15 protein-coding genes and 3 pseudogenes are annotated in these 17,008 nt (G+C 70.8%); 9 read left to right on the top strand and 9 right to left on the bottom strand.

The genetic code is table 11. The features are described 5' to 3' along the window. Positions 1-756 carry an enoyl-CoA hydratase/isomerase family protein gene (locus ODJ79_RS24420; RefSeq protein ID WP_263025881.1) on the top strand — a complete coding sequence of 252 codons (756 nt, stop codon included), beginning with the start codon at positions 1-3 and terminating at the stop codon, positions 754-756. On the opposite strand, the gene ODJ79_RS24415 is transcribed toward ODJ79_RS24420, so the two are convergent. Together ODJ79_RS24415 and ODJ79_RS24410 are read right to left on the bottom strand one after the other, a co-directional pair. Then, positions 731-3,736 carry an alpha-mannosidase gene (locus tag ODJ79_RS24415; RefSeq protein WP_263025880.1) on the bottom strand — a complete coding sequence of 1,002 codons (3,006 nt, stop codon included), beginning with the start codon at positions 3,734-3,736 and terminating at the stop codon, positions 731-733. The genes ODJ79_RS24420 and ODJ79_RS24415 overlap by 26 nt on opposite strands. Before the next feature lies 1 nt (position 3,737). Continuing rightward, positions 3,738-4,196, bottom strand: a complete 459-nt coding sequence (locus ODJ79_RS24410) for an Lrp/AsnC family transcriptional regulator (protein WP_263025959.1) — start codon at positions 4,194-4,196, stop codon at positions 3,738-3,740. Positions 4,197-4,279: 83 nt separating this feature from the next. Here ODJ79_RS24410 and ODJ79_RS24405 point away from each other — a divergent pair, with 83 nt between their 5' ends. From ODJ79_RS24405 to ODJ79_RS24390, 4 genes are all read left to right on the top strand, one after another. Further along, entirely contained in the window at positions 4,280-5,248 is a 969-nt protein-coding gene (locus ODJ79_RS24405; protein ID WP_263025879.1) for an aldo/keto reductase, read from the top strand. A gap of 43 nt (positions 5,249-5,291) precedes the next feature. Further along, the gene (gene trpC / locus ODJ79_RS24400) at positions 5,292-6,071 is read left to right on the top strand and encodes an indole-3-glycerol phosphate synthase TrpC (protein ID WP_263025958.1); all 780 of its coding nucleotides are present in this window, start codon (positions 5,292-5,294) and stop codon (positions 6,069-6,071) included. 136 nt (positions 6,072-6,207) lie between these two features. Beyond that, entirely contained in the window at positions 6,208-6,753 is a 546-nt protein-coding gene (def, locus tag ODJ79_RS24395) for a peptide deformylase (RefSeq protein ID WP_263025878.1), read from the top strand. Between the two features lie 67 nt (positions 6,754-6,820). Beyond that, the gene (locus tag ODJ79_RS24390) at positions 6,821-7,714 is read left to right on the top strand and encodes a cytochrome c oxidase assembly protein (RefSeq protein WP_263025877.1); all 894 of its coding nucleotides are present in this window, start codon (positions 6,821-6,823) and stop codon (positions 7,712-7,714) included. 8 nt (positions 7,715-7,722) lie between these two features. On the opposite strand, the gene ODJ79_RS24385 is transcribed toward ODJ79_RS24390, so the two are convergent. Further along, the gene (locus ODJ79_RS24385) at positions 7,723-8,268 is read right to left on the bottom strand and encodes a TetR/AcrR family transcriptional regulator (protein WP_263025876.1); all 546 of its coding nucleotides are present in this window, start codon (positions 8,266-8,268) and stop codon (positions 7,723-7,725) included. Between the two features lie 99 nt (positions 8,269-8,367). On the opposite strand from ODJ79_RS24385, the gene ODJ79_RS24380 reads away from it, so the two are divergent. Then, positions 8,368-8,865, top strand: a complete 498-nt coding sequence (locus tag ODJ79_RS24380) for a hypothetical protein (protein WP_263025875.1) — start codon at positions 8,368-8,370, stop codon at positions 8,863-8,865. 206 nt (positions 8,866-9,071) lie between these two features. Beyond that, positions 9,072-11,213, top strand: a complete 2,142-nt coding sequence (helR, locus tag ODJ79_RS24375; RefSeq protein WP_263025874.1) for an RNA polymerase recycling motor ATPase HelR — start codon at positions 9,072-9,074, stop codon at positions 11,211-11,213. Here the strand turns inward: helR and ODJ79_RS24370 are convergent. Continuing rightward, positions 11,203-11,901, bottom strand: coding sequence for a ThuA domain-containing protein (locus ODJ79_RS24370; RefSeq protein ID WP_263025873.1), 699 nt, complete (start codon positions 11,899-11,901; stop codon positions 11,203-11,205). The two genes, helR and ODJ79_RS24370, sit on opposite strands and share 11 nt — an antisense overlap. Positions 11,902-12,003: 102 nt before the next feature. Between ODJ79_RS24370 and ODJ79_RS24365 the strand changes: the two genes are divergently transcribed. After that, positions 12,004-13,842, top strand: a complete 1,839-nt coding sequence (locus ODJ79_RS24365; RefSeq protein ID WP_263025872.1) for a rhamnogalacturonan lyase — start codon at positions 12,004-12,006, stop codon at positions 13,840-13,842. 367 nt (positions 13,843-14,209) lie between these two features. On the opposite strand, the gene ODJ79_RS24360 is transcribed toward ODJ79_RS24365, so the two are convergent. The 5 genes and pseudogenes from ODJ79_RS24360 to ODJ79_RS24340 form a co-directional block, all read right to left on the bottom strand. Next, positions 14,210-14,620, bottom strand: a complete 411-nt coding sequence (locus ODJ79_RS24360; protein WP_263025871.1) for a hypothetical protein — start codon at positions 14,618-14,620, stop codon at positions 14,210-14,212. Between the two features lie 64 nt (positions 14,621-14,684). Beyond that, positions 14,685-14,945, bottom strand: coding sequence for a hypothetical protein (locus tag ODJ79_RS24355; RefSeq protein ID WP_263025963.1), 261 nt, complete (start codon positions 14,943-14,945; stop codon positions 14,685-14,687). A 341-nt stretch (positions 14,946-15,286) separates the two neighbouring features. Further along, positions 15,287-15,367: pseudogene (locus ODJ79_RS24350) on the bottom strand (hypothetical protein); the annotation flags it as partial. Then, positions 15,353-15,579: pseudogene (locus ODJ79_RS24345) on the bottom strand (DDE-type integrase/transposase/recombinase); the annotation flags it as partial. The pseudogenes ODJ79_RS24345 and ODJ79_RS24350, both read right to left, overlap by 15 nt. Positions 15,580-15,663: 84 nt before the next feature. After that, positions 15,664-15,972 (bottom strand): annotated as a pseudogene (locus tag ODJ79_RS24340) (helix-turn-helix domain-containing protein); the annotation flags it as partial. A 153-nt stretch (positions 15,973-16,125) separates the two neighbouring features. Here ODJ79_RS24340 and ODJ79_RS24335 point away from each other — a divergent pair. Further along, positions 16,126-16,743 carry a hypothetical protein gene (locus ODJ79_RS24335; protein ID WP_263025870.1) on the top strand — a complete coding sequence of 206 codons (618 nt, stop codon included), beginning with the start codon at positions 16,126-16,128 and terminating at the stop codon, positions 16,741-16,743. Positions 16,744-17,008 lie beyond the last annotated feature (265 nt).

Here is a 17,008-nt window from a genome sequence, read left to right as displayed (position 1 = left end):
ATGGCGAGGGTTCAGGTCGATCAGGTTGACGGTGTCGCGGTGGTGCGGCTCGCGAACGGCAAGGTCAACGCGCTCGACCTCGAGCTCCTGGAGGAGATCACCCACGTCTTCCACGAGATCACCGCGGAGTCGGTGGTGCTCACCGGCGCCGGACCGAACTTCTCCGCCGGCGTCGACCTCCGGCGCGTGGCGGAGGGCGGCGCCGACTACGTGCGGGCGTTTCTGCCCGCTCTCGATCGGGCCTTCCTCGCCGTCTTCGGTCTCGGCAAGCCGACCGTCGCGGCGATCAACGGGCACGCCGTCGCGGGCGGGGCGATCCTCGCCGCGGCCTGCGACCACCGCGTCATGGCGACCGGCCGGGGCACGATCGGCGTCACCGGCATGCTCGTCGGGATGGCGTTCCCGCCCACCGCGCTGGAGATCCTCGGCTACGGGTTCGGCGACCGGGGTGTCCACCGTGCCGCGCTCACCGGGCACACCCTTGCCCCGGCGGAGGCGCTCGCGGCCGGGTACGTCGACGAGCTCACCGCACCGGACCTCGTGGTCGACACCGCGGTCGCCCGGGCCCGGCCGCCGGCCTCGGCCGAGGCGTACCGGCTGACCAAGGCGGTCCTGCAGGCTCCGGTGCACGAGCGGCTGGCCCGCACGCGTCCGGTCTTCGACCAGCAGATCCTCGACCTGTGGCTGGACGCGGTCGAGGACGGCCGGATCAGCCGGTACATGGCTTCCCTCAGCGGCCGGGAAAACGGTCGCTGACCGCCGTCAACCGGATCGTGCGCACCTCGAACGGCGTCAGCCGCACGGGGATCGGGCCGGCCGGGAGCGGCTCGCCCTCGGGACTCTCCAGCAGCGAAACCGTACGCGCCGACCCGAACCCGGTGTGCACCCGCAGCGTCCCCGCGGCCCGGCGCCCCAGCGACTCGTACACCCGCACGATCAGGTCGCCGCTGCGGTCGTCGGCCAGCTTCACCGCGGAGACGAGGATGCCCTCCCCCTCGATCGAGACCAGCGGCTCGAAGCCGTGGTCGCCCGGCACCACCCGGGCCGGAAGGTTCATGGCGATCCCGGCCGCCGTGGCCGCCGCGATCCCGGCCCCGATCACCAGCCCGTACGAGCAGGTCTGCCGGCCCTGATCGGTCTGCGGGTCGGGGAACCGCGGCGCCCGCAGCAGCGACAGCCGCACGGTGGTGGTGACCTCCCCGGCGGACGCGGCGTCCCGGGTCAGGTCGTACCCGTAGGTCGAGTCGGTCACCAGCGCGACCCCGAACTCGGAGTCCTCGACCTGCACGAACCGGTGCATGGAGGCCTCGAACTTGGCCGCCTCCCAGCTGGTGTTCGTGTGCGTGACCCGCCTCTGATACCCGAACTGCGTCTCGGCCGCGACGTGTTCGGCGCGCACGTCCAGCGGGAACGCCACCTTGAGGAACTTCTCCGTCTCGTGCCAGTCCGTCTCCTGGTCGATCCGCAGGGTCCGGCTGCCCGGCGCGAGGGTGAGCGTCTGGGTGACCCGCGACTTCGAGAACGACCGGACGATCGTCACGCGCGCGCCCGCGTCGTCCCGGGCGAACTCGATCGAGTCGACCGCCCGGAGATCGGTCACCCGGTTGCGGTAGAACCGGTCGACGTCCCACGCGTCCCACATGTTCGGCAGGTCCTGGTGGAGCTGCAGGAGATTCGCCTCGTGACCGGGCGCGATCGCGTCCCGCCCGGAGGCGGCATCGACCGCCGAGGTGATCAGGCCGTCGTCGGAGACGGTCACCGACACCAGACCGTTCGAGAGCACGTTCCCGTCGATCGTGACGGGGCCGGCGGGCGGCTGAGCGACCGCTGCGCCCAGTGCCGGCACCCCGTCCCGCGCGAAGGGCGCCGGATTCATCGTGATCGGCCGATCGCCCGGACCGACCAGCGCACGCTGGGCGGACGCGATCACCGCGGACGCCGCCGATCGGATCCGCTCATAGGCGGCCACGGCCTCGCGGTGCACCCACGCGATCGACGTCCCCGGCAGGATGTCGTGGAACTGATGCAGCAGCACCGACCGCCACAGCGCGTCGATCTCCTCGTACGGATAGGGCGCCCCCGCCCGCACGGCGGCGGTGGCGGCCCACAACTCCGCCTCGATCAGCAGATGCTCGCTGCGCCGGTTTCCCTGCTTCGTCCGGTGCTGGCTGGTCAGCGTCGCCCGGTGCAGTTCGAGGTACAGCTCACCCACCCAGACCGGCGGGTGTGGCAGCTCGGCCCGGGCCGCCTCGAAGAAGTCGTCGGGGCTCGCCCACCGGACCGTCGCGCTGCCCTCGAGGTCCCGCAGCCGCCGCGCCCGCCCGGCCATCTCGCGCGTCGTCCCGCCGCCGCCGTCGCCCCAGCCCACCGGCGCGAGCGAGCGGGACGCCACCCGGCTCTCCCGGAACTGCGACGACGCCTTGGCCAGCTCCGCGCCGGAAAGTTGTGAGTTGTACGTGTCCATCGGCGGGAAGTGGGTGAACACCCGGGAGCCGTCGATGCCCTCCCAGAGGAAGGTGTGGTGCGGGAACCGGTTCACCTGGTTCCAGGAGATCTTCTGGGTGAAGAACCAGCGGAACCCGGCCCGCCGGATCAGCTGCGGCAGTGCCGGGGAGTAGCCGAAGCTGTCCGGCAGCCACACCCCCTGGCACTGCACGCCGAACTCCTCGCGGAAGAACCGCTGCCCGTACGTGAACTGCCGGACCAGCGCCTCACCGGCCGGCATGACCGTGTCGCTCTCCACCCACATGCCGCCCAGTGGGAGGAACCGGCCGTCCCGGACCGCCTTGACCACCCGGTCCCACACCTCGGGCCGGTGCTCCTTCAGCCACGCGTACTGCTGGGCGCTGGACATCCCGTACCGGAAATCGGGGTCGAGCTCGATCAGCTCGGTCATCCCGGCGGCGGTGCGCGCGACCTTCCGGATCGTCTCGCGGACCGGCCAGAGCCAGGCCGAGTCGATGTGCGCGTGCCCGATCGCCGAGACCTGGTGTGCGCTGTGCTCCGCGGGCGCCGCCAGCACGTCGCGCAGCTGCGATCGGGCGGCGGCCGCCGTACCCGCGACGTCCTGCAGATCGAGCGCGTCCAGCGCGTCGTCGAGCGCCTGGAGGATCCGCATGCGGCGCGGCGCGGTCGCCGGCAGGGCGGCCTGCAACTCCAGCAGCACCTCCAGGTCGAGCGTCAACTCGTACGCCTGCTCGTCGAAGAGCGCGAGGTCCATCCGCCCGGTCGTGTACAACGGCCGCGACGACGCGGTCTCGATGTCGCCCTCCGCGGTGGGCCGGAAGGGGTGGTAGCCGAGCAGGACCGGGTTGGCGGCGGCCTCGAGGTAGAACTCGACCGTTTCCGCGTCGCCGATCGGGATCCACTGGTTCCGGGGGTTGAGGGACTTCACCGGGCTGCCGTCCGGGCGGTAGACCAGCGCCTCGCACTGGAAGCCCGGCAGGTTCACGTCGAAACCGAGGTCGACCACCGCCTCCACGCGCCGCCCGAGCCACTCCCGCGGCACCCGCCCGCGCAGCCGGAACCAGGTGGTGTTCCAGGCCGGTCCCCACGCCGTGCCCACGGCGTACGGCTCGTAGGTCAGCGCGAGTCCCTCGGCCGGCGGGATCGGCTCGCCGGGAAGCGAGCGGAAAGCCACCTCGAACGGCACGCTGTCGGAGTAGATCGCCGGTCGGATCCGCTCGTCGAGGACCCGCCTCGCCCGGCCGACCGTGAGCGGAATGTCGTCGTGCACGTCAGTGCCCCTTCCGATCGTCCACACCCGGCAGCGGCAACGGCCGGGCCGGCACCGGCGTGGCGACCACGATCGAGGTGGTGGTCTGCCCGTACAGCAGGAACCGGTCGAGAATCTCCTCGAGCTCCCCGACCGACGGCGCGTGCACCTTGACCAGGAAGCAGTCCTCACCGGTGATGCGATGGCACTCGACCACCTGCGCGGTCTCCTGCGCGGCGAGGGCGACCTTGGGGAGCTGACCGGGCCCGGGCCGGATGCGGACCAGCGCGGTCACCGGCATGCCGAGCGCGGCGGGGTCGATGTCCATCCGGTACCCGGCGATCACGCCGGTGGCTTCGAGTCGCTGCACCCGCTCGGTGACCGCCGGCGCGGACATGCCGACCCGGCGGGCCAGCTCCGACATCGACATGCGCGGGTCGGCCTGCAACTCGGCCAGCAGGCGCCGATTGACCACGTCCAGTGGCCTTGAATCTCCAGGCAAATCGCGCCTCCCGCCTTCAACTTGCCATTCACAGCGCGTTGGGTGCCTCGGAAGATGGTCCCATGCGCTATGTCCGTCTGGGCTCGTCCGGTCTGCGCGTCTCGCGGATCGGCCTGGGCATGATGAGCTACGGAGATCCCGCCGACGAGTCGTGGTTCCTGACCCAGGACGAGGCCGAACCGATCGTCCGGCACGCCGTGGACTCCGGCGTGACCTTCTTCGACACCGCCGACATGTACTCCGGCGGCGCCGGCGAGGAGATCACCGGGCGGCTGCTCGGCAAGTTCTTCGGCCGGCGCGGCGACTACGTGCTCGCCACCAAGCTGTACTACCCGATGGGGCCGGGCCCCAACGACCGCGGCCTGTCCCGCAAACACATCATGGACGCCGTGGACGCCTCCCTCCGGCGGCTGGCGACCGACCACATCGATCTGTACCAGATCCATCGATGGGACGCCGAGACACCGATCGAGGAGACGATGGCGGCGCTGCACGACGTGGTGCGGGCCGGCAAGGTCCGGTATCTCGGCGCCTCCCTGATGTGGGCGTGGCAGTTCGCGAAGGCCCAGTACACCGCGCGGGCGGCCGGCTGGACCCGTTTCGTCTCCATGCAGACCCGGTACAACCTGGTCTACCGCGAGGAGGAGCGGGAGATGCTCCCGTTCTGCGCCGACCAGGGCGTCGGCGTCCTGCCGTACAGCCCGCTGGCCCGCGGCCTGCTCGCCCGCCGCGGTCCGCGGCGTACCCCTCGCGTGGCCGCCGAGCAGGCCGGCGAGCGGAGAACGGACGACAGCGACGCCGCCGTCGTGGACGCGCTGGGCGCGGTCGCTTCCGAACATGCCCGGCCGCCCGCCCAGATCGCGCTGGCCTGGCTGCTGAGCAAGGCGACGGTCAGCGCGCCGATCGTCGGGGCCACCAGACCGGGCCATCTCGACGACGCTCTCGCCGCCACCGACCTGATCCTGACCGACCGGGACGTGACCCGGCTGGAGGCCCCGTACCGCCCGCACGTGCCGTACGGCTACCGGTAGCCGGGCCCCGCCGGGGTCCGCATATGGTTTGCGGGTGAGCAACGTGCTGGACCAGATCATGGCGGGGGTCCGCGAGGACGTCGCCAAGCGCGAGGCACTGACCGGCCTCGGCGAGATGCGGGCGCGGGCCGCGGCGGCGACGCCCGCGCTCGACGCGTACGCCGCCCTGGCCCGCCCCGGTGTGTCGGTGATCGCCGAGGTGAAGCGCCGGTCGCCGTCGAAGGGTGAGCTGGCGCCGATCGCCGATCCGGCCGCGCTCGCCGCCGACTACGAGGCCGGCGGGGCGAGCTGGATCAGCGTGCTCACCGAGGAGCGCCGGTTCGGCGGATCGCTGCGCGACCTCGCGGCGGTCCGGCAAGCGGTCCGGATTCCGGTGCTGCGCAAGGATTTCCTGTACGGCGAGTACCAGGCGTACGAGGCCCGCGCGTACGGCGCCGACGCGGCACTTTTGATCGTCGCCGCCCTCGACCAGCCCACGCTGAGCCACCTGCGCGCGCTGATCGAGGACGAGCTGGGCATGACCGCCCTGGTCGAGGTGCACGACGAGGACGATTTGACCCGGGCGGTCGACGCCGGCGCACGAGTGATCGGGGTGAACGCTCGCAACCTGCGCACGCTCGAGGTCGATCGATCGGTTTTCGAGCGGCTGGCGCCGCTGTTGCCCGACGCGTCGCTGAAGGTGGCGGAGTCCGGCGTGCGCGGCCCGGACGATCTGATCCGGTACGCCGCGGCCGGCGCCGGCGCGGTGCTGGTCGGCGAGGGCCTGGTGACCACGGACAGCCCGCGCGACGCCGCGGCCGCCCTCGTCGCGGCGGGCCGCTGACCCGCGTGCCCGGCCCAGGGTCTGGCGGAGCCTCGGGCCGGGCGCGCGGAACACGCAGTCTCTGCGAGATCGACACATCTTTCAAGACTTGATTTCCGCTGGACGAGCAGCCCCCTCGGTGATGGAGACTGTGGGCATGACCGTGCTGGACATCCGCAAGGTCGGCGACCCGGTGCTGCGCAAGCCCGCCGCCGAGGTGACCGATTTCGACGCCGAGCTTCGCCGCCTCGTCGACGACCTGAACGAGACGCTCGCCGCCTCCCGCGGCGCCGGCCTGGCCGCCCCGCAGATCGGCGTCGGGCTGCGGGTCTTCGCCATCGCGCCGGAGCTGCCGGGCAACGACCGCAAGCTCGACCACCTGGTCAACCCGGTGCTGACCTTCCCGGACGAGGACACCCAGGACGGCTTCGAGGGCTGCCTGTCGATCCCCGGCATCTACCTCGACACCCGCCGCCGGCTCAACGTGGTCGCCAAGGGCTTCACCCAGCACGGCGACCCGGTGCAGGTCGTCGGCGAGGGCCTGCTGTCGCGCTGCATCCAGCACGAGACCGACCACCTGGACGGCATCCTGTTCATCGACCGCCAGGACGAGGCCGGCCGGCAACGCCTGCTGAGCACGATCCGGGAGGCCTCCTGGTTCGAAGGGCTGCCCGCGCCGGAGGTTCGCGTCAGCCCGCACTGAGCCGCAGCAGAGACGGCGGGGGTGGGCTCCTGACCGATCCGATCGGGCTGGGAGCACAATCGGCCGGGTGAGCTCTGTGCTGCCCGATCTGGTGGGATTCGCCGTCGCGGCGATCGCGGCGACGCTCTACCTGTGGGGCGTCCGCCGGGTGCGCCGGTGGCCGCTGCGCGACACCGCCGCCTTCCTGCTGCTCGGCGTCGGATCCCTGGTCGCGGTCTCCGCGATCGCGCCGGCCCGCTTTCCCGCGTACGCCGTGGAAGTCATGGCGTTGCTGCTGGTCGTCCCGTTCCTGATGGCCCTGGGCCACCCCCTGCAACTGGCCCTCGGCGCCCTGCCGCCGCGCGGCGCCGAGCGGCTGCGCACGGCGCTTGCCAACCCGGTGGCCCGGCTGTTCTCGCAGCCCATCGTCGGCCCGCTGATGCTGGCCGTGCTGCCGTTCGGCATCTTCTTCACCGCGCTGCTGCCGGCCAGCCTCACGCATCCGGTGGTGCTGGCCCTGCTGCGACTGGTGCTGCTCGCGGCCGGCATCATCGTGCTGGTTCCGCTGTGGGAGTCGCAAACCCTCGAGACCCGCATCCCGTACGCGCTGGCTCTGCTCGTCGCCTTCATCGAGCTGCTGGCCGACGCGCTGCCCGGAATCATCATCCGCCTGGACACGCACGTGCTGGCGGCCGGCCAGTTCGTCACCGCTCACCCGCTGCGCGACCAGCAGCTCGGCGGCGACCTGCTGTGGGGCATGGGCGAGGTGATCGACCTGCCCTTCCTGGTGCTGCTGCTGGTGCAGTGGGTCCGCTCGGACGCCCGCGACGCGAGGGCGGCCGACGAGGCGCTCGACGCCCGCCGGGCCTCGACCACCGGTCCGGCGACCGCCGAGGCGGTCTGGGAGCGCCCGTGGTGGGAGACCGACGCCTCGGTGTTCGGCGACCGGGCGCCGAGCTTCGGCGAGCACCCGAAGGAATGACCCTTGCGTCAGTGCGTGAACAGCGCGCGGTGCAGCATCGCTCGTAACCTGTCCTCCACCTCGGGGTGGCCGGCCAGGACGTGATCGGCGAGGGCCCCGCCGGCCATCGAGAACGCGAGCATCACGTCCTGCACCCCGACCCCCGGATGCACCACCCCGGCCGCGCGAGCCCGCTCGACGAGCGGCACGAAGGCGGCCCGGGTCCGCTCACCCAGGGCGGCGAACCACTCGACCTCGGCCGCCGACAGGATCCGGGCCAGCGACCGGTGCTCCGCCTGCATCGCCAGCACGAAGTCGAACAGCTCCACGACCCCGTCGGCCCGCCCGGCCAGCTCCGCCGCCCGCCGTTCGATCCGGGCGACGTTGTCCTCGTGCACCTCGGCCGCCAACTCCTCCCGGGTGGCGAAGTTCCGGTAGATCGTGGTCCGGCTCATGTCGGCCGCCTTGGCCACCTCTTCGAGCGGCACGTCGTGACCCTGCTCGGCGAACACCCGCCGGGCCGCGGCCAGGAGGCGCTCCCGGTTGCGGGCGGCGTCGCGGCGTTGGGGCGGCATGTCCGCACCCTAATACGAGCGGGTTTCACCCGGCACGAAGGAGGCGCGGCCCGCGTGCGCGGCACCAGACTGGAAACTTCCGCCGGAGGGAGAACCAGGATGGACGCGCTACTGGGCACACTGGCCGAAGCGGAGCTCGCGGTGGTGCGGGAGGTGCAACCCGACCGCCTGATCGGCCTGGACGAGGACGAACTGATCGCCTTGCACGCCCGGGTGCGCCGGCACCGCGACAAGTACGTCAAGCAGTACCGCCGCCAGGCGGCAGCCAGCATCGAACCGGCCGGCGGCCGCGGCAAGGCCCACGCGCGCAACTCCCGCGCCCGCGCCAAGGCCGAGCTCTTCGAGAACATCCTCGCCGGTGTCAGCCGCCTCCTCGCGGTAGCCGCCCAGGCGAGCGCCGACGCCCTGCACGCCGAACGCCTGGCCGACGAGCAGCCTCGGTTCGCCCCGCCGCCGCCGGCGCCCGCGCCCGCCAAGGTCACGCGCCTGCCCCGGCAGCGCTCGACGACCCGCCCGGACTCCCCTGATCTGCAAAAGCGCCGAGCCTCCACGCGGGCGACCAACGCCCGCCGCCAGGCCCGCCGAGACAGCACCTGAGTCCCGCCCGACCCGGTGTCTCGCGGTCACGGCGTCTTTAGGCTTCCTAGGAGGCTAGGTAACCGGCCTGGAACACGGAAAAGGCGGAGGGACACCCTCCGCCACTTCTAACGTATATCGCACCCCGGGGCTTGCGGCAAGACCCAGGTCAGGGCGCAGAATCGTCACTCGAGGCCAGGAACCTGCGCAATTAGGAGATTCGCTAAGTGCGACCCGATTCGTCCACCAGCACCTTCGACCTCCCCGAGCGACTCGCCGCCAAGGCCGACCCGGCCCTGATCGCCGCCGATCAGAGACACTTCACGGCGATCGCGGCCGGCATCGAGCAGTCGACCGCGGAGCTGACCGATCGCCTGGACGCCGAACGCAAGTCCCCCGGCGGCATCGGCCGTCGCGCCCTCGACCGCGACCAGGAGGTCCGCCGGCTGACCGCCCGTCTGCGCACCCTGCACCGCTACCGGATGGACCTCTGCCTGGGCCGGATGGATCCGATCGCCGGCGATCCGGTCTACATCGGACGGCTCGGCCTGACCGACCCGGCCGGCCGGCGCCTGCTGGTCGACTGGCGCTCGCCCGCCGCCGAGCCGTTCTTCGGCGCCACCCACGCCAACCCGATGGGTCTGCGCAGCCGCCGCCGCTACCGCTGGACCGGCGGCCTGGTCACCGACTACTGGGACGAGGTCTTCACCCTCGAGGGGCTGGCGAGCACCGTCGCCCTCGACGACGAGTCCGCCTTCATCGCCAGCCTCGGCGCCGGCCGCTCGGGACGGATGCGCGACGTGCTGGGAACGATCCAGGCCGACCAGGACGCCATCATCCGGGCCGGCTCGAACGGCGCGCTCGTGGTCGACGGCGGACCCGGCACCGGCAAGACCGTCGTCGCGCTGCACCGTACGGCGTACCTGCTCTATTCCGATCCCCGCCTCGGCCGGCGCCAGGGCGGCCTGCTGTTCGTCGGCCCGCACGAGCCCTACCTCGCGTACGTCTCGGACGTGCTCCCGAGCCTCGGCGAGGAGGACGTGCAGACCTGCACCCTGCGCGATCTGGTCGCCGAGGGCGCCGGCGCGATGACCGAAACCGATCCCGAGGTGGCCCGGCTCAAGTCGTCCCGGGAGATGGCCGCAGCGATCGAGGCCGCCGTCCGCTTCTACGAGGAGCCGCCCGCCGTCGGCATGACGGTGGCCGCCGGCGACACCGACCTCCGGCTGACCGCGGCCGACTGGGCCGAGGCGTTCGCGGTCCCCGGTCCGGGCACGCCGCACAACGAGGCCCGCGACGAGGTCTGGACGGAGCTGCTCACGATCCTGATCGATCGCTACGACGGCGAGGAGACCACCGATTCGGTACGGGCGGAGCTCGCCCGCCATCGGGAGCTGGCCACCGCCTTCAACCGCGCCTGGCCGCTCCTCGACCCCGCCGACCTGGTCTCGGATCTGTGGTCGGTCCCCGCCTACCTGCGCAAATGCGCCCCTTGGCTGAGTGCCGACGAGATTCGCGCCCTGCACCGCTCCGACGCCAAGGCGTGGACGATCGAGGACCTGCCCCTGCTGGACGCGGCCCGGCAGCGACTGGGCGACCCGGAGGCCTCCCGCCGGCTGCGCCGCAACGAGGCCGAGCTGAAGACCCAGCGCCGGGAGATGGACCGGGTCGTCGACGACCTGCTCGACTCGCTCGCCTTCGACGACGGCGAGGGCCTCTGGTCGATGCTGCGCGGCGACGACATGCGCACGTCTCTGGTCGACGAGGCCGTCCTGACCAGGGCCGAACCCGACCGGCTGGCCGGACCGTTCGCGCACGTCGTCGTCGACGAGGCGCAGGAGCTGACCGACGCCGAGTGGCAGATGCTGCTGCGGCGCTGCCCGGCCCGCAGCTTCACGATCGTCGGCGATCGCGCCCAGGCCCGCGCCGGTTTCCCCGAGTCGTGGCGGGAGCGGCTCGAACGGATCGGGCTCGATCGGGTCGACGTCGCCACGCTGACCATCAACTACCGCACCCCGTCCGAGGTCATGGCCGAGGCCGAGCCGGTCATCCGGGCCGTCCTGCCCGACGCCAACGTCCCGGCCTCGATCCGCAGCAACGGCATCCCGGTCCACCGCGGCGCCCGATCGGAACTGACCGGAATCGTCGACGCGTGGCTGGCCGAGCACGCCCACGGCGAGGGCATCGCCTGCGTCATCGGTGATCCGGCGTTCGCGGAGCGCCCGCGGGTGCGTTCGCTCTCCCCCGAGCTGGCCAAGGGCCTGGAGTTCGACCTGGTGGTGCTCGTCGATCCGGAGCGTTTCGGAGCGGTCGACCGCTACGTGGCCATGACCCGGGCCACCCAGCGGCTGGTCGTCCTCACGACCTGACCGCTCGGGTCGCCCACACCATGCCCCGCTCGATCACGGTCCGGACCGTCGGGTGCCGGAGCACGTCGAGGTCGTGCCCGGGCGTGGTGACCACGATGCGGCCCTCGCCCCATTGCCGGGTCCAGATCGCCGGCGACGTGATCGCGCGGTGCCAGGGATGCCACGGCCGGACCGGATGCGTCGTGGTGGCGAGCACGTCGATCAGGTCGTCGTGCAGCACCCAGTACTGCTCGGTCTCCAGCTCGAAGTCGTGCAGGCCGGCGGTGATCGGATGTGATCGGCCCAGTTCGGTCAGGTTCACCCGGTGCGGCAGGAAGTTGTCCTCGGGCCCGCCGCGGCGCGCGGCGGGCTCCTTGGCCGGGTGGGCCGCGAACAGACCGCCGACCAGCTGGAGATAGGCGGGGGTTTCGGCGTAGGCGCCGACGATCCCGCCGTGCCAGCCGGTGAGCCCGGCGCCCGCCGCGACGGCCGACCGCAACCCGTCGACCTGCTCGGGAGTGATCGAGGACATCGACACGCACTGCACGATCAGATCGGTGCTCGCCATTGCCGGCTGGTCGGCGTAGACGGCCGGGGACTCCTCGACCCGGACGTCGTACCCGTGCTCCTCGAGGAAGGGCAGGAACAGCTCGGTCGCCTCGACCGGCCGGTGTCCCGCCCAGCCGCCGCGTACCACCAACGCTCTCATCGCTCCTGCCTACCAGACGGCTTGACATAGACAATTCTCGATGGAAGGACTAGCTTGCCGGAAAGCGCTTGCCTATCGCCCACCGAGTAGGGGAACGCACGAATGAAACGTGTCAGCATCCTGGCCGCCGCCACGGTCCTGGTCGTGGCCGCCTCCACCACCGCCACGGTCCTGGTCGTGGCCGCCTCCACCGCCGCCGTGGCCCGGGCCGCCGAGTCAACCGCGGCCGCGGCTCCCGACGTCACCAGCACCACCGAGAACCTCGACCGCGGCCTGATCAGCATGCGGACGACCGCCGGCAACTTCCTGTCCTGGCGGCTGCTCAGATCCGATCCGGCCGGCGCCGCGTTCGACGTCTACCGCGGCGCCACGAAGATCACCACGACCAGCACCACGAACTTCACCGATCGCGGCGCGCCGGCCGGCGCGTCCTACACCGTGCGGCCCGCCGGATCGAGCACGCTCGCCGCCGTCGCGCCCACCGCCACGCTGGCCGCGAGCTCGATGGACGTCCCCATCCAGGTCCCGTCCGGCGGCACCACCCCCGACGGCGTCGCGTACACGTACTCGGCCAACGACGCCTCCGTCGGCGACCTCGACGGCGACGGCTCCTACGAGATCGTCCTCAAGTGGGACCCGTCCAACAGCAAGGACAACTCGCAGTCCGGCTACACCGGCAACGTGTACGTCGACGCGTACAAGCTGAACGGCACCCGCCTGTGGCGGATCGATCTCGGCCGGAACATCCGGGCCGGCGCGCACTACACCCAGTTCCAGGTGTACGACTACGACGGCGACGGCAAGGCCGAGGTCGCCATGAAGACCGCCGACGGCACCAGGGACGGCACCGGCGCGGTCATCGGCAGTTCGACCGCCGACTACCGCAACTCGTCCGGCTACGTCCTGTCCGGTCCCGAGTACCTGACCATGTTCAACGGCCAGACCGGCAAGGCGATGTCGACCGTCGACTACGTGGTCGCGCGCGGGACCGTTTCGGCGTGGGGCGACTCGTACGGGAACCGGGTCGATCGATTCCTGGCCGGCACCGCGTACCTCAACGGCTCCTACCCCAGCCTGATCACGGCCCGTGGCTATTACACCCGCAGCACGATCACGGCCTGGGACTTCCGCAACGGCACCCTGACCCGGAAGTGGACGTTCGACAGCAACTCGTCCACCAACGGATCGAAGTGGACCGACCAGGGCAACCATCAGTTGTCCATCGCCGACGTGGACGGCGACGGCAAGGACGAGATCATCTACGGCGCGATGGCGATCGACGACAACGGCGCCGGCCTGTGGGTGAACGGCCAGGGCCACGGCGACGCCCTGCACGTCGGCGACCTGATCCCGAGCCGCCCCGGCCTCGAGGAGTTCAAGGTCGACGAGAACACCGGCAGCCTCGCCGCCTGGATGGCCGACGCGCGAACCGGTCAGATCATCTGGTCGAACCCGTCCTGCGGCTGCGACAACGGCCGCGGCGTCTCGGACGACATCTATGCCGGCAGCCCCGGCGCCGAGTCGTGGTCGTCCGCGGTCTCCGGCCTCTACAGCGCGTCCGGCCAGAACATCGGCCGCAAACCGTCCAGCACCAACTTCGTCATCTGGTGGGACGGCGACGCCCAGCGCGAACTGCTCGACGGCACCCACATCGACAAGTACGGCACCAGCGCCGACACCCGGCTGCTGACCGCCAGCGGCGTGCACTCCAACAACGGCACCAAGTCGACCCCCTCGCTACAGGCCGACATCCTCGGCGACTGGCGCGAGGAGGTCATCTGGCCGACCACGGACAACACCAAGCTGCGCATCTACAGCACCACCGACAGCACCAGCATCTCGCACGTGTCGCTGATGCAGGACCGCATGTACCGCGAGGCCGTGGCCTGGCAGAACACCGCCTACAACCAGCCGCCGCACCCCTCGTTCGCGCTTCCGTAGATCATCCATCGGTCCAGGCCGTCTCCGGGCCGTCGCCCCCGCCGAGCGCATCGAGTGCGCGCCGCGCTCGGCGGGGGCTGTCCGGCGTCAAGTGGGCGTATACCCGCAGCGTGAGCGCCGGATCGGCGTGGCCGAGCCACTCGGCTACCGCCTTTGCCTTCTCCCCGCGTCCAGCAGCGCAGCACATGTCTGCCAGGTGAAGCGCGACAGCCCAGGAGCCTGCCGACTTCCCGACGGAGCGGCACGCTGCTGCAGATCAATCGGCGAACGCGTCAGATGCTCCGTGACAGGGAGCTAGACGACTGCTCTGGTGGTCGGATAGGCCGTGTGCTGACGGGCGTTGTCCGGCCGTGTGATGTGCGCTGTTTCAGCGGCCTGGTGGTTTGCGTTCTTGCAGGACGACCTGGTCGCCGTCGACATGCAGGACGAGCCTTGGCCGTCCACGCCGTCCCGGGCCGCAGGTTTCCTCCCCGGCCCCGGACAGGTAGTGGTGGGCGACACGAACGATGTCATGGATCGCTTCGATTTGGGCCGCCCGCTCGTAGGCCATGACATTCCAGGACCATCGTTGATCGAGATTGATGAGAAAGGCGCCCGTCCCGGAGGTCCAGAACGTGACTTCGCGGCGTGACGAGACGACGCCAGGCTGCCGATCGTAGGTCAGGGTGACGAAGAGGCACTGATCACGTTCGGCAGTGCTGGTCATGAGTCCGTGCAACGCGGCTTCACGGGTTGCTTCCGCGATCATGTCCGGGTAATTCAGGTGGTCGTCGGGCATACCTGGCTAGTTCCTCCGGCACTGGATATGCGTCAGGCGTCGTCCGCGCTGCCAATGGACTCGATCATGTCAAGCTCAGCGGACCTGGGTGGGCTGTTCGGGTTCTTGGCCGCCGCCGAGGCGGTTCGGGCTTGCGGGCTTTGAACCGGGCGATGGTGTGGGCGGTGGTGCGGACGACCTCGGTCACCAGCTGGTCGCCGAGATAGACGCGGAATGTGGTATCGGCTTCCGCCACGGTGACGGTGTGGCCGGCGTAGCCGATCCCGACCTGGGTCTTCTGGCGGGCGATGCTGACGCTGCCGCGGGAGCTGACCCGGCGATCCACTCGTAGCGGCCCAGCCGGGGGTGCCGGGGCCGGGCCGGCGGGTCGGGCGTTGGACATCCGGGCGACCTGGGCCGGGGTGAGCGGGTTCGGCAGAGTGCGAAGCAGGGCGCGGCCGGTGTCGAGTAGGTGTAGCAGGTTGTGGTCGAGGCGGACGGTGACCCGGCGTCCGGCGAGGTGTTAGCCGACCGGGTGTTGGCGTCCGGCGAGCCCGATCCGGCCGCTGCCGTTGACGGTGCGGTCCACCTCGACGACCCCATTGACAGAGGCGGGTGGTGGAACGCCATGTCCAGGGATTGGTGCGGCCGGTTGGTGTTGTCCTCATGCCGGAAGGCGTCGATCGCTGTCTGGGCTGCGGCGACCGATGCGAATGGCGGGTGGTCGTCGAGTAGTTCCCGGCGCAGCGACTGGTGGAACCGTTCCACTTTCCCGGTCGTGGTCGGGCTGCGGGTTTGGTGAGCCGATGGGTGATGCCGTTCTCCCGGCAGATCCGGTCGAACATCACCTCCCCACCACCGGCGTTGAATCGGGCGGTGAATTGCTTGCCATTGTCCGTGAGCAGCTCGTCCGGAATCCCGTGCGCACGCAGGGCGGCGACCAAGGCGAGGCAGACGGCCCGGCCGGTCGCCTTCGGCACCACCGCGGCGATCACACAGAACCGGGAATGGTCCACCCCGGTCACGACCTCGGCCTCCCGGCCGAGCTCGAACACGATCCGGCGGGCACCCCACCGCGAATGGTTCCGGCGCAGCTCATAAACCAGCGCTTCCACCTCGGGCCCAGTCTGGCCCGGCGAGGACCTGGGCCGGCTGGACCGGTCCGCCAACCCGGCGAGCCCGTCGTCACGATACCGGGCCAACCATTCGTGCACGGTCTGTCGGCATACCCCGAACCGTTCCGCCAGGTCCGTGACCGCGATCCGGCCCGCACTTCCAAAACGGCCTGATAGCGTTGCTCCACCACACTGATCTCCACCAACACTCGGCGGAGTGTCGCCCAGGTCCTGATACCAATCTGTCGCCCGGGTCATGAGACCAGACAGGCCAGCAACATCATGTCTAGTCCCGGCTGATGCTTGACGTTTCCGTCCCAGCTGTTGCTTGACGGTTGGTCTAGGTCTGGGTGTCTATTGGTCTGTCGCGCCTTGTCGCGCGGCGGCTGGGACAGTGGCGCCACAGTACGGGTGGTACCGGTTCTCGACTATCGCGCGCCGTACGTCGTCCGCGGGTATCTCGAGGTTGCGGTAGGCGACGGCCGCTGCCGCTGCTGCTGCCGCAAGGCGCCGTTGGCGGTCGGCATGGTCAGCCGCGCCCGGCAAGCGACCGATGATCTGATCATGAATACGTGCGCCGTTCCGAGCCGTTTCGGCCATCAACTCGGCAGCCTCCGCCAGGCGTTCCCACGTGGCCTTCCACGAGTCCGGCTAGTCAGGGAACGAGACGCCGCATTCCGTGCTGGGCAGCGCGACGCCGACCAGCGGGAGATCGACGCGGAGATGCGAGACTCGGAAGCCGCCATGCATGACCAGGCAGCCGACGAACGCGACAGTACCGCTGACAAGCGTGACAGGGCCGCCGACCGGCGTGACGTAGCAGCCCGGGAACGTGACCAGGCCGCCGACCGGCGTGACCAGGCATCCCGGGAACGTGACCAGGCCGCCGACCGGCGCGACCAGGCATCCCGGGAACGTGACCAGGCAGCCGACCGGCGTGACCAGGCCGCCGACAAGCGCGAAGCTGACTTCGACCAGCGAGTGATCGACGACGAGCTTGCCCGCTGGGATGCGCCACCTCGCAGTTGATCCGGATCCCCGCAGCGCGACAGCCAGACCGCGCCTGTCCGGCGGAGCCTGCGCGACGGGATGCCCGCACAGGTCAGCATTCTGCAAAACTGGGCAACGCGTCCGGCGTGACCCCTTACTTGAGCTTGCAGCCTGTGAAGGTGAGGGAGCCGCCCGTGGAAGAAATCCGGAGGATCTTGCAAAGTATCCCGATCATGAGGCGAGGGTGAACACCGCCTACAACCAGCCGCCGCACCCCTCGTTCGCGCTCCCCTAGACCATTGAT

It is taken from the genome of Actinoplanes sp. KI2, from assembly GCF_025630775.1.
Taxonomy (GTDB): domain Bacteria; phylum Actinomycetota; class Actinomycetes; order Mycobacteriales; family Micromonosporaceae; genus Actinoplanes.
This window is presented reverse-complemented; position numbering and strand designations above follow the sequence as displayed.

Coding starts and splice junctions, on each gene's coding strand:
- ODJ79_RS24365 (WP_263025872.1), top strand. CDS start 12,004: ATGAAACGTGTCAGCATCCTGGCCGCCGCCACGGTCCTGGTCGTGGCC.
- ODJ79_RS24420 (WP_263025881.1), top strand. CDS start 1: ATGGCGAGGGTTCAGGTCGATCAGGTTGACGGTGTCGCGGTGGTGCGG.
- ODJ79_RS24380 (WP_263025875.1), top strand. CDS start 8,368: ATGGACGCGCTACTGGGCACACTGGCCGAAGCGGAGCTCGCGGTGGTG.
- def (WP_263025878.1), top strand. CDS start 6,208: ATGACCGTGCTGGACATCCGCAAGGTCGGCGACCCGGTGCTGCGCAAG.
- ODJ79_RS24385 (WP_263025876.1), bottom strand. CDS start 8,268: ATGCCGCCCCAACGCCGCGACGCCGCCCGCAACCGGGAGCGCCTCCTG.
- ODJ79_RS24405 (WP_263025879.1), top strand. CDS start 4,280: ATGCGCTATGTCCGTCTGGGCTCGTCCGGTCTGCGCGTCTCGCGGATC.
- ODJ79_RS24370 (WP_263025873.1), bottom strand. CDS start 11,901: ATGAGAGCGTTGGTGGTACGCGGCGGCTGGGCGGGACACCGGCCGGTC.
- ODJ79_RS24360 (WP_263025871.1), bottom strand. CDS start 14,620: ATGCCCGACGACCACCTGAATTACCCGGACATGATCGCGGAAGCAACC.